The following is a 12,105-nucleotide window of genomic DNA, read 5'->3' as shown; positions in this document are numbered from 1 at the left end:
CTTGCTTTTTATGCGTCTAATGCCTTGGTGATCTTCTCAAACAGATCGCCAGACAGGTTCTCCAGCCCTTTCAACTGCTCCAGCGCCTGACGCATCAACGCCTGACGAAAGGCATCATAGCGCTTCAGACGGATCAGAGGTTCAATCAGCCGCGCGGCAACCTGTGGATTACGCTTGTTCAGATCGCTGAGGATCTCCACCAGGAACTGATAGCCACTGCCGTCTGCCGCATGGAACGCCGCCGGGTTAGCCGAGGCGAACCCACCAATCAGCGAGCGGGTGCGGTTTGGATTACTCAGGCTGAATGAACGGTGTTGCAGCAGCGCACGCACCTTGCCGAGCACGTCTGCCGCCGGGCTGGTGGCCTGGAGGATGAACCACTTGTCCATCACCAGTCCATCCTGATGCCAGCGCTCATCAAACTCGGCCATCAAGGCATCACGGCAAGGCAACTGTGCCCCCATCGCCGCAGCCAGTGCCGCCAGCGAATCGGTCATGTTATCGGCCTGCTGGAACTGTTGCACCACCAGCTTGTCGGCCTGCTCTACATCGCCGAAAGCCAGATAGTGCAGACAAATATTACGCAGCGAACGCTTGGCAATATCGCCGTGCTCAACCCGGTACCCTTCGGTTTTGTTAGCGTGATACACCGCCAGCCACTCATCGGCCAGCTCTTTAGCCAGGCAACGGGTGATCGCTTCATGCACCGCCGAAATGGCTTGCGGATCGATGATGGCGAACAGCTCGGCAATTTCGTTTTCCGATGGCAGCGTGAGGATCTGCGCGGCCAAGGCCGGATCCAACTGCTCATCCAGCAGCACCGCCCGGAAGGCATCTGCCACATGCAGCGGCAGCGACAATGGCTGCTTCTGCTGATATTTGGCGACGTTCAGCTTGATGTAGATGGCCAGCAGGCTCTGCGCGGCATCCCAGCGGGAAAACTCATTGCGCGCATGCTGCATCAGGAAGGTCAGTTGCTGATCGCTGTACGGATAATCCAGCTTGACCGGTGCAGAGAACTCACGCAGCAGCGAAGGAACCGGCTTATGCGCGACGCCATCAAACACAAAAGTCTGTTCGGCGGCGGTGACGTTCAACACGTTATTGACCGGGGAACCGTCTTTCTGCAAGGCAATGACGTTGCCTTCGCTGTCGTAAAGCTCAATATCTAATGGGATATGCAACGGCAGTTTTTCTGGCTGATCGGCCGTCGGCGCGGTTTTCTGGCTGACGTGCAAGCGGTATTGCTGATCCTCAGCGCTATAGTCATCACGCACCGTCAGCAACGGCGTACCAGACTGGCTGTACCAGCGGCGGAACAGCGACAGATCGACGTTGGAAGCGTCTTCCATTGCCTGCACAAAATCGTCACAGGTGGCCGCACTGCCGTCGTGACGTTCGAAATAGAGCTGCATCCCCGCCTGGAACTGTTGTTCCCCCAGCAGCGTGTGCAGCATGCGGATCACTTCGGATCCTTTCTCATACACCGTCAAGGTGTAGAAGTTGTTCATCTCGATCACTTTATCCGGCCGGATCGCGTGCGCCATCGGGCTGGCGTCTTCGGCGAACTGCGCCCCACGCATCACCCGCACGTTATCGATGCGGTTGACTGAACGGGAGCCCAGGTCAGAGCTGAACTCCTGATCGCGGAACACCGTCAGCCCTTCTTTCAGGCTCAGTTGGAACCAGTCGCGGCAGGTCACGCGGTTGCCGGTCCAGTTATGGAAATATTCGTGGCCGATCACCGCTTCAATATTCAGGTAATCCTTGTCGGTAGCGGTTTCGGCCTTGGCCAACACATACTTCGAGTTAAAGATATTTAACCCTTTGTTCTCCATCGCCCCCATGTTGAAGAAATCCACGGCGACGATCATGTAGATATCCAGATCGTATTCCAGGCCAAAGCGGGTTTCGTCCCACTTCATCGAGTTTTTCAGCGAGGTCATGGCCCAGTCGGCACGATCCAGGTTGCCACGATCGACAAACAACTCCAAGGCCACCTTACGACCAGAACGGGTGGTGAAGCTATCGCGCAACACGTCGAAATCCCCTGCCACCAACGCAAACAGATAGCTAGGCTTAGGGAACGGATCCTGCCATTGTACCCAGTGACGGCCATCTGCCAGGTCACCCTCAGCCACCCGGTTGCCGTTCGACAGCAGGAACGGATAACGCGCTTTATCGGCGACGATGCGGGTTGTGAAACGGGCCAGCACGTCTGGGCGATCCAGATAGAAGGTGATATGGCGGAAGCCTTCGGCCTCGCATTGGGTGCACAGCGCTTCGCCAGACAGGTATAGCCCTTCCAACGCGCTATTTTTGGCCGGATGGATGTCGTTGACGATCGTCAGGGTAAACTGAGCCGGTAGCTGTTCAATCACCAGTTGGTTTTCTTGCTGGTGATAGGCGCTCCACGGCTGCCCATCCACTTGAATACTCACCAGAGTCAGGTCTTCGCCATTCAACGTTAACGGGGCACCGGCGGCACCCTGCCGTTTGATCTGGCTGACGGCGGTAACGCGCGTGGTGTCTGCATCCAGTTCAAAATCCAGGTCGATATCGGTGATGGTATAATCTGGGGCGCGATAATCGTGGCGATACTTCGCCTGTGGCTGTTGTGTCATAAAAACCCTTTGACGTCTCAGTGAGTTACAGATCCCGGACTCGGAGCGTACCGCCGTGCAGGACGACGCGGTACCTCAATGGCCCGATTGTGAATAAACTGTATCACAGCTATAAAAAAAACCCAGAAATGGCAGCAAATCGCACCAAGAAATCACACGACTCACGCAGACATTCGCTGTTGTTTGCTATGCTCCAGCTACCCTGGCGCTTCACTTAACGTCAAACTCAGCATTTTATGCTTAAACAGGCGCGGTTCCGTCCCCGTTGGCAACCGAATTGCGGAGGAAAACCAGCGGTAGCAATGATATAATCATCCAAGAGCCAGTAGGAGAAACAGATTGGCATGAAAGTAAAATACCTGATCTATTTCTTCACCTTCGCCATCATGCTGTCCTTTGCGGTTTTTATTGCCAATGGGCTGATAAAGGCCCGGACCAGCTATGAGCAAAGCCTGGAAAACCTGTATAAAATCAGCAGGACCAAAGAAGTGGCCGAGGCCTTTCAGGCTACGCTGCTGGCACATCGGTTAAAAAGATTAGGTCTGGCGGATAAATCCGTCACCCAAGCCGAATGGCAGCAGGCCGATAAACAGGCGCGTGATAAAATCGCGATTGTTAAAGCCAATGTAGATGCCGATCTCGCCCTGCGCCTGGGCATTCGGCAAAAGATTGCCATACTTTCTATGCTCGATTGGATGGAAAGGCTGCTGGATAACGATTCGCGTCAGGTCACGCAAGTCGACACTGCCAACAGCAATCTGTTCAATATCAACAGCGCCTATTATATCGTCCAGACCACCAAAGCCTTCTACCGCTATACCTACGACACGCGGCTGATCAATGCGGACTCATTTCTGTTTTTGGAGGCCGTTCGCCTTAATAACCGGCTGAATATGTCGCTGACCGAGCTGATCGATCAGATTATCGACGTCAATCTCAGCAGCCTGGAACGCAAGAATGCTTATCTGAAGGCCATCCAATTGACCGGGGTATTCACCCCGCTCGGTACCCGTTTGGCGTTCTTAAAGCTGGCCTATAACGATCCGCAGATTGCCGAACTGGTGGATGAGATACTCCGTAACATCTCCAACAATCGGATCAGCAACATTTCCGACGGGTTATATCAAGCCATTACCCACAATACCGTCTATGACATCAACCTGATCGCCAGCTATATCGAAGAAATGGACGAACTTTCTCAAAGACTCTATGAGCGTAGCTTTGAGCTGGAGATGGCCGCTTCCGAAGCCAAAAAGTATGATAGCCAGACGGCCATCTACGGCATGATTTCTCTGAGTGGGCTGATTGCCTTGTTCATCCTGCTGCCTTCCATGATCTTCTGTTCCAACATCACCCGCTGGCTGACCAAAACGCATAAAAATATTCTGCGCCTGTCACAAGGTGATATGAATATTGATGAAAACGACGCTTTTTACAGTAAAGAGTTAATCGCCATCAGTGATGCCATCACCCAGCTCAAACAATACAATCAGGTCAAGATCGCGCTGGAAAACGAAAAGCAGCAGCTAATCAAAGAGCTGGAAGTCTCGTCATTCTTCGATCCCTTGACCAACATTTATAACCGCCGCAAATTTTTCCTCGAGTGTGAGATGCTCGCCCAGAGCAGCTACCCGCTGGCGTTCTGTCTGATCGATATCGATAACTTCAAGCGTCTTAACGATACCTATGGCCACGATGTCGGCGACCGAGTGCTGGTGATGTTCGCCCAGTCGTTAAGTAACACCTTCCGTTCCAGCGATATCTTTTGCCGCTATGGCGGTGAGGAGTTTGCCCTGCTGCTCGGCCACTGTTCCCTGGAAAATGCCCGCAGCATGATGGAAGCGCTGCGTGAACAAACCCAACAGATGTGCCTGGAGTTACTCAACGGAAAACGGGTGCGCTTTACCATCAGCTGTGGCATCGCTGCCGTAGGCAACCTGGCAGAACTACATCCAGCCATCAAACAGGCCGATGAAGCGCTCTATTTTTGTAAGAAGAGCGGGCGCAATCGGGTCAGTATTTATACGCCAACCGGTTTTATCTGAATCTGTGTTTAAAATAATTAACCTCATAATTTTTATGAGTAAATCAACTAAGCCATTCAGTTTATTGGATTAAATGGCTTTTTCTGGCTGAGGTTATGCCGCCGGTAAAATAAAGGCACGTTTTATCCTCGACCCGTTCCGGCCATTTGTGGTGTGATGAGGCTTCAATAACAGGATAATCCGGGTATACTCCCCCCACTTTTTTGATTATCCGGATTTGGACACGCGCCTGACGAGGATGCTGTAACGCGATATGACTCTATACGCTTCCCCGATTTTGACTTCACTGCTTGATACTGACGCCTACAAGCTTCATATGCAGCAAGCAGTGTTCCATCGCTACCCCGCAATTACCGTTGCGGCGGAGTTTCGTTGCCGTGGCGACGAACTGCTGGGCGAATATGCCGACGAGATCCGCGCGCAGGTTGCCATGATGAGCGAGTTGGCGCTAACCGAAGCCGAACACCGCTATCTCTCCAGCCTGCCTTTCTTCCATCAGGATTACCTGAGCTGGCTACGGGAGTTTCGCTACGATCCGCAGCAGGTCAGCATTAGCAGTCACGACGGCAAATTGCATATCCGTATCGCTGGCCCCTGGCGCGAAGTGATTATGTGGGAAGTGCCGTTGTTGGCCGTGATCAGCGAAGTAGTGCACCGCCACCGTTCGCCACAGGCCACGCCAGAGATGGCAATTAGCCAGTTGCGCCAGAACCTGGCGCAGTTCAAGCAACTGAGCGGGGATATTGATATCTCACGCTTCAAGCTGATGGACTTTGGCAGCCGTCGCCGCTTCTCCCGCGAGGTGCAACAGGCCATTGTCAGCACGTTGAAAAACGAATTCCCCTATCTGGTTGGCACCAGTAACTACGATTTGGCGCATCGGCTGGATCTGATCCCGGTTGGCACGCAAGCCCATGAATGGTTCCAGGCTCATCAACAGATTAGCCCGGTGCTGGCCAACAGCCAACGTGCCGCCTTGCAGGCCTGGCTGGATGAATATCCCGATCAGCTCGGCATTGCACTTACCGACTGTATCACCATGGATGCGTTCCTGCGTGATTTCGGCAAACAGTTTGCCCAGCGTTATCAAGGATTGCGCCACGACTCTGGCGATCCGATCGAATGGGGTGAAAAAGCCATTGCCCATTACCAGCAATTGGGCATCGATCCCATGAGCAAGACGCTGGTGTTTTCAGACAATCTGGATCTGGATAAGGCGTTGGCGCTGTATCGCCACTTTGATCGGCGTATCAACCTGGCGTTCGGCATCGGTACGCGTCTGACCTGCAATATCCCCGGCGTCAAGCCGTTGAATATCGTGATCAAGCTGGTCGAGTGTAAAGGCAAGCCGGTGGCCAAACTGTCCGATAGCCCAGGCAAAACCATCTGCCAGGACCCTGCGTTTGTCAAAGCGCTGCGCAAAGCCTTCGATCTGCCGCTGGTGAAGAAAGCCAGTTAAGGCATCCCTTCACTCCAACCCTCTCCCACTGGGAGAGGGAGCTGTACGGAGCTGCGTTAAGGAACAGGAGCCAATTGGTGATGCAAACGTGTGGGCATTTCTCGCCAGCGATCCCTCTCTTCCTTTATATACCTCCTGTTTTTTTACCTCACTGTAATAAATCTTGTCCCATTCTGATGATTTCTACTTGTGCTCTGCAACGCGGCAAGTAACATAGCAATATCCCCAAATTCTTGGGTTGTTAGGCTATTTCTGAAAAACTTATAAGAGAGAAATCTATGAGCGTAGTGCCTGTAGTCGACGTACTGCAAGGTCGTGCTGCGGTTGACAGTGAAGTCACCGTGCGCGGTTGGGTACGTACCCGGAGAGATTCTAAAGCTGGTATCTCCTTCCTCGCCGTTTATGACGGCTCCTGCTTTAATCCGTTACAGGCCGTCGTTAATGATTCTCTGCCGAATTATCAGGACGAAGTGTTACGCCTGACCACCGGCTGTTCCATTGAAGTGACCGGTACCGTGGTACCTTCGCCGGGTGAAGGCCAGAGCTTCGAACTGCAGGCCACAGCCATCAAGGTGGTGGGTTGGGTTGACGATCCTGACACCTATCCAATGGCGGCCAAACGCCACAGCATCGAATACCTGCGCGAAGTTGCCCACCTGCGCCCACGCACCAACCTGATTGGCGCGGTTGCCCGCGTTCGCCACACCTTGGCACAGGCGATCCACCGCTACTTCCACGAGAACGGTTATTTCTGGGTTTCCACCCCGCTGATCACCGCCTCTGATACCGAAGGTGCCGGTGAAATGTTCCGCGTCTCCACGCTGGATATGGAAAACCTGCCACGTACTGATAAAGGTGCCGTCGATTTCAGCCAGGATTTCTTCGGTAAAGAAGCCTTCCTGACCGTATCCGGCCAGTTGAACGGCGAAACCTACGCCTGTGCACTGTCAAAAATTTATACCTTTGGCCCCACCTTCCGTGCCGAGAACTCGAACACCAGCCGTCACCTGGCGGAATTCTGGATGATCGAACCGGAAGTCGCCTTTGCTTCCCTGGACGACATTGCCGGGCTGGCCGAAAGCATGCTGAAGTATGTCTTCCAGGCGGTGCTGGATGAACGTGCCGACGATCTGCAATTCTTTGCTGAGCGGGTAGATAAAGATGCCATCGACCGTCTGAAGCGCTTTGTCTCTTCCGATTTCGCCCAAGTGGACTACACCGAAGCGGTCGAGATCCTGATTGCTTCCGGCCAGACCTTCGAGAACCCGGTTTCCTGGGGTATCGATCTGTCGTCTGAACACGAGCGCTATTTGGCCGAGCAACACTTCAAGGCTCCGGTAGTTGTGAAAAACTACCCGAAAGATATCAAAGCCTTCTATATGCGCATGAATGAAGATGGCAAAACCGTCGCGGCGATGGACGTGCTAGCGCCGGGCATTGGTGAAATCATCGGTGGTTCACAGCGTGAAGAGCGTCTGGATGTGCTGGATCAGCGTCTGGCAGAGATGGGCCTCAATAAAGAAGATTATTGGTGGTATCGTGACCTGCGCCGCTATGGCACCGTGCCACATTCTGGTTTTGGCTTAGGTTTTGAGCGTTTAATCGCCTATGTGACCGGGGTGCAGAACGTCCGTGACGTGATCCCGTTCCCAAGAACGCCACGTAACGCCAGCTTCTAAGTCATAAAACCCAGCATAATTTAAACATTTTTTTTACATAATAAAGGCCAGCTTAGCTGGCCTTTCGCATTTTTGATTATTGACCTACATCACAAAGTTCCCTAAAATACACAAATTGTTACACATCGTTTCTTTCTGAAACCAGATTGCGACATTGGTAGCATTTTCGTTCTAGATAAACCTGCCCGTGAATGGAACACTGCGTGCAGACACAGGACGACACCAATCTATCAACAATAGTTCCAAAAGAATTATTGGCGGCAGTGGCAAGGTGTCCGAATAAAACCAATGAGGGTAATAATGATGATGAAGCGCAACATTCTTGCAGTAGTGATCCCAGCTCTGTTAGCAGCTGGTGCAGCCAACGCAGCTGAGATCTACAACAAAGACGGCAACAAACTGGATCTGTACGGTAAAGTTGACGGTCTGCACTACTTCTCTAACGACAAAGGCAACGATGGCGACCAGTCATACGTGCGTTTTGGCTTCAAAGGTGAAACCCAGATTACTGACCAACTGACCGGTTACGGTCAGTGGGAATACAACGTGCAAGCTAACCACGCTGAGTCACAAGGTACCGAAGGTACTAAAACTCGTCTGGGCTTCGCGGGTCTGAAATTTGCTGACTACGGTTCATTCGACTACGGTCGTAACTACGGCGTAGTGTATGACGTTGAAGGCTGGACAGATATGCTGCCAGAATTCGGTGGCGATACTTACACCACTACCGACAACTTCATGACTGGCCGTACCAACGGTGTTGCTACTTACCGTAACAACAACTTCTTCGGTATGGTTGATGGCCTGAACTTCGCTGTGCAGTACCAAGGCAAGAACGAAAACGACAAGCGTGACCTGAAGAAACAAAACGGTGACGGTTGGGGTGTGTCCTCTACTTACGCAATCCTGGATTCAGGCGTTAGCGTAGGTGCTGCCTACTCTGGTTCTGACCGTACTGACGCTCAAACCAATCTGTCTACTGCTGGTGGTAAAGACGCTGAAGCATGGACCGTTGGTGCTAAATACGACGCCAACAACGTCTACCTGGCAACCATGTATGCAGAAACCCGCAACATGACTCCATACGGCGAATCAGATTTCACCATCGCTAACAAAACTCAGAACTTTGAAGTGGTAGCTCAGTACCAGTTCGATTTCGGCTTGCGTCCATCCATCGCTTACCTGCAGTCTAAAGGTAAAAACCTGGCTGGTCGTAACGCAAACGGTAGTAACTTCGGCGGCGGCGACGCTGACCTGGTTAAATACGTTGACGTAGGTGCGACTTACTACTTCAACAAAAACATGTCTACCTACGTTGATTACAAAATCAACCTGCTGGACGAAAACGACTTTACTCGTGCTAACAACATCGCTACTGACAACATCGTAGCTACCGGTCTGGTTTACCAGTTCTAAGTTGTTGCACTTGATGACGGTTCGTCGTCAGCTAAGTTAAAAAAACAGGGCTTCGGCCCTGTTTTTGTTTTTAGCGCTTTACGCCATTTTTTATTCTGCCAATCTGCCCTTCCCCGTCATTTTTTGTGCTGAATCTGCCGCCGTCACAAGATCGAGGTGTTTTTCTCGCAAACGGTTGGCAAAGACGATAACTGGCGCTACCCTGATGTTTCTGTCTGCTTAACTCTAGGCCATGGAAGCATCTGACATGTTTGAAAAAATCACCGCTGCACCTGCCGATCCGATTCTGGGTCTGACCGACATTTTCCGCGCCGACAAGCGTGAGAATAAAATCAACCTGGGTATTGGCGTCTATAAAGACGAAACTGGCAAAACGCCGGTGCTGACCAGCGTCAAGAAAGCTGAGCAGTATCTGCTGGAAAATGAGACCACCAAAAACTACCTGGGTATTGAAGGTATTCCTGAATTTGCCAGCTGCACGCAAGAGCTATTGTTCGGCAAGCAGAGCCCAATCATTGCCGACAAGCGTGCCCGTACCGCGCAAACCCCTGGTGGTACCGGTGCCCTGCGTGTCGCGGCCGACTTTATTGCCAACCAGACCAGCGCCAAGCGTATCTGGGTCAGCAACCCAAGCTGGCCAAACCATAAAAACGTCTTTGGTGCCGTTGGCCTGGAAGTGTTGGAATACAACTATTACGACGCCGCCAACCATGCGCTGGACTTTGACGGTCTGCTCACCAGCCTGAACCAGGCTCAGGCCGGCGACGTGGTGCTATTCCACGGCTGCTGCCATAACCCTACCGGTATCGATCCAACCGAAGCACAATGGGCTCAGTTGGCTGAGTTGTCCGTAGCCAAGGGCTGGTTGCCGCTGTTCGACTTCGCCTACCAAGGCTTCGCCAAGGGCCTGGAAGAAGATGCACAGGGTCTGCGTATCTTTGCTGCCAAACATCAGGAACTGATCGTTGCCAGCTCCTACTCGAAGAACTTCGGTCTGTATAACGAACGTGTTGGTGCCTGCACCGTGGTAGCTGCCGATGCAGAAACCGCCGAGCGTGCCTTCAGCCAGGTGAAAGCCGCAATCCGTGCCAACTACTCGAACCCGCCGTCACACGGTGCGGCCGTAGTTGCCACCATCTTGGGTAACCCGGCGCTGCGCGCCATTTGGGAACAAGAGCTGACTGACATGCGCCAGCGCATTCACCGTATGCGCCAGCTGTTCGTTAATACCCTGCAGGAAAAAGGGGCGGAGCAGGATTTCAGCTTCATCATCAACCAGAACGGCATGTTCTCTTTCAGCGGCCTGACCAAAGAACAGGTTCTGCGTCTGCGTGATGAATTTGGCGTGTATGCCGTTAACTCCGGCCGCGTTAACGTGGCGGGGATGACGCCGGACAATATGGCGCCGCTGTGCGAAGCCATCGTTGCCGTGCTGTAAGCGGATTTAGCATTGAAAAGGGGCGCATATGCGCCCCTTTGTTGTTTTGTATGGGAGAGCTCTACCAGATGGCTGGCTCTTCGCGCAGGAACGGGTTGGTTTGACGTTCATGGCCAAAGGTAGACATCGGCCCATGTCCTGGAATAAACGCCATATCATCGCCCTGAGGCAGTAATTTGTTACGGATTGAAGCGATTAGCGCCTGATGGTCACCGCGCGGGAAATCGCTGCGGCCAACGCCACCGTTGAACAACACGTCACCCACTAATGCCAAACGCGCCTGTTCGTTGATAAAAACGATATGACCAGGCGTATGACCAGGGCAATGCAGTACGTTCAGCGACATTTCGCCCACCTGCACTTTATCCCCCTCTTCCAGCCATTTGGTCGGCGTTAGAGCGGCGCATTCATCCAGGCCAAACATACGGCTCTGTGCTGGCAAACCTTCAAGCCAGAAGGCATCCTCCTTATCCGGGCCATAGATTGGCACCTGATAATGTTCGGCCATTTCTGCCGCTGCGCCTACGTGATCGAGATGGCCGTGCGTCAGCAAAATCTGGCTGATCTGCACGCCCTTTTCGGCAATGGCGGCCTTAAGTTTTTCCGGATCGCCACCAGGATCGACCAGCGCCGCCTGTTTGGTCACGTCGCACCAGATGAGCGTACAGTTCTGACTGAACGCCGTAACGGGGATAATATGGTATTTCATAAAGCTCCAACGACAACGGCACCACGCCCAAGGGGCGGGTGCCATTCAGCGATCATGATGCACAATGATTACCAGGTCCGCACCGGGCCGGTATCGATGTGCACAAAGTTACTACGTGGATAATAGCCTACCCCGCCAGCACGCATTTTTAGCGCGGCCTTACGGATATTACTCAGTTGGATCCCTTCGATATGGAAATCCATCGCCTGGCCTTTGGTGTGGTAGCTTTGCTTGGCCACGCCACGGCTGTGCGCACGCATTTCGGTGTTGGTCGCCATTGAACGGTAGCCGGAAATCAGCTGTACCGGTTTGCTGGTGCCCAGCATCACCTGTAGGCGATAGAGATGATCAAACAGAGCCGGATCAATGCTCTTGACCTTATTGGCCCGATAGTCACGGAAGATATGGTTCAGGCGCGCCAATTCTTCTTTATTGTAACCTTTACCGTTGAAGAACTCGGCCTTGATGGATTCGCCAGTATTGAGGTTGTTCAACAACAGAATACGTGGGCGAGCGGTAGAAAGACTGGCAAACGCTTGCCCTGGGAGCAGCGCGATACCCACGGCGGCGCTACCTAACGCCAACCATTTACGGCGATGATGATCAATTTTGTCCATGACTCTTTTAAACCCGGCAAGAATGTCAAAATATATGCACAAAACTGCGCACTGCCCGAACCATAACCGCCAGCGTATGCGGAGTCAACCCGCGATACGCTGTGGTTTACCAGTGCTC

At 52.8% G+C, this 12,105-nt stretch carries 8 protein-coding genes; 5 read left to right on the top strand and 3 right to left on the bottom strand.

Features of this window, described 5'->3' with window-relative positions:
- Nucleotides 1-8: 8 nt before the first annotated feature.
- On the bottom strand, nucleotides 9-2,624 hold the full coding sequence (pepN, locus tag WN53_RS17940; protein ID WP_024484582.1) for an aminopeptidase N: 2,616 nt from the start codon (nucleotides 2,622-2,624) through the stop codon (nucleotides 9-11).
- 344 nt (nucleotides 2,625-2,968) lie between these two features.
- Between pepN and WN53_RS17935 the strand changes: the two genes are divergently transcribed.
- The 5 genes from WN53_RS17935 (at nucleotide 2,969) to WN53_RS17915 (ending at nucleotide 10,661) form a co-directional block, all read left to right on the top strand.
- Entirely contained in the window at nucleotides 2,969-4,669 is a 1,701-nt protein-coding gene (locus WN53_RS17935) for a GGDEF domain-containing protein (RefSeq protein WP_024484583.1), read from the top strand.
- 253 nt (nucleotides 4,670-4,922) lie between these two features.
- Complete coding sequence (pncB, locus tag WN53_RS17930) at nucleotides 4,923-6,128, top strand: nicotinate phosphoribosyltransferase (protein ID WP_024484584.1); 1,206 nt, start codon at nucleotides 4,923-4,925, stop codon at nucleotides 6,126-6,128.
- A 278-nt stretch (nucleotides 6,129-6,406) separates the two neighbouring features.
- On the top strand, nucleotides 6,407-7,807 hold the full coding sequence (asnS, locus tag WN53_RS17925) for an asparagine--tRNA ligase (RefSeq protein ID WP_024484585.1): 1,401 nt from the start codon (nucleotides 6,407-6,409) through the stop codon (nucleotides 7,805-7,807).
- 303 nt (nucleotides 7,808-8,110) lie between these two features.
- Complete coding sequence (ompC, locus tag WN53_RS17920) at nucleotides 8,111-9,223, top strand: porin OmpC (protein WP_024484586.1); 1,113 nt, start codon at nucleotides 8,111-8,113, stop codon at nucleotides 9,221-9,223.
- A gap of 247 nt (nucleotides 9,224-9,470) precedes the next feature.
- Nucleotides 9,471-10,661 carry an amino acid aminotransferase gene (locus WN53_RS17915; protein ID WP_024484587.1) on the top strand — a complete coding sequence of 397 codons (1,191 nt, stop codon included), beginning with the start codon at nucleotides 9,471-9,473 and terminating at the stop codon, nucleotides 10,659-10,661.
- Between the two features lie 61 nt (nucleotides 10,662-10,722).
- Here the strand turns inward: WN53_RS17915 and WN53_RS17910 are convergent, their stop codons facing one another.
- Together WN53_RS17910 and mepK are read right to left on the bottom strand one after the other, a co-directional pair.
- The gene (locus WN53_RS17910; RefSeq protein WP_024484588.1) at nucleotides 10,723-11,370 is read right to left on the bottom strand and encodes an MBL fold metallo-hydrolase; all 648 of its coding nucleotides are present in this window, start codon (nucleotides 11,368-11,370) and stop codon (nucleotides 10,723-10,725) included.
- A 68-nt stretch (nucleotides 11,371-11,438) separates the two neighbouring features.
- Nucleotides 11,439-11,987, bottom strand: coding sequence for a peptidoglycan L,D-endopeptidase MepK (mepK, locus tag WN53_RS17905; RefSeq protein ID WP_024484589.1), 549 nt, complete (start codon nucleotides 11,985-11,987; stop codon nucleotides 11,439-11,441).
- Between the last annotated feature and the right edge of the window lie 118 nt (nucleotides 11,988-12,105).

The sequence above is a fragment of the Serratia fonticola genome, assembly GCF_001006005.1.
Classification (GTDB): Bacteria; Pseudomonadota; Gammaproteobacteria; order Enterobacterales; family Enterobacteriaceae; genus Chania; species Chania fonticola.
This window is presented reverse-complemented; position numbering and strand designations above follow the sequence as displayed.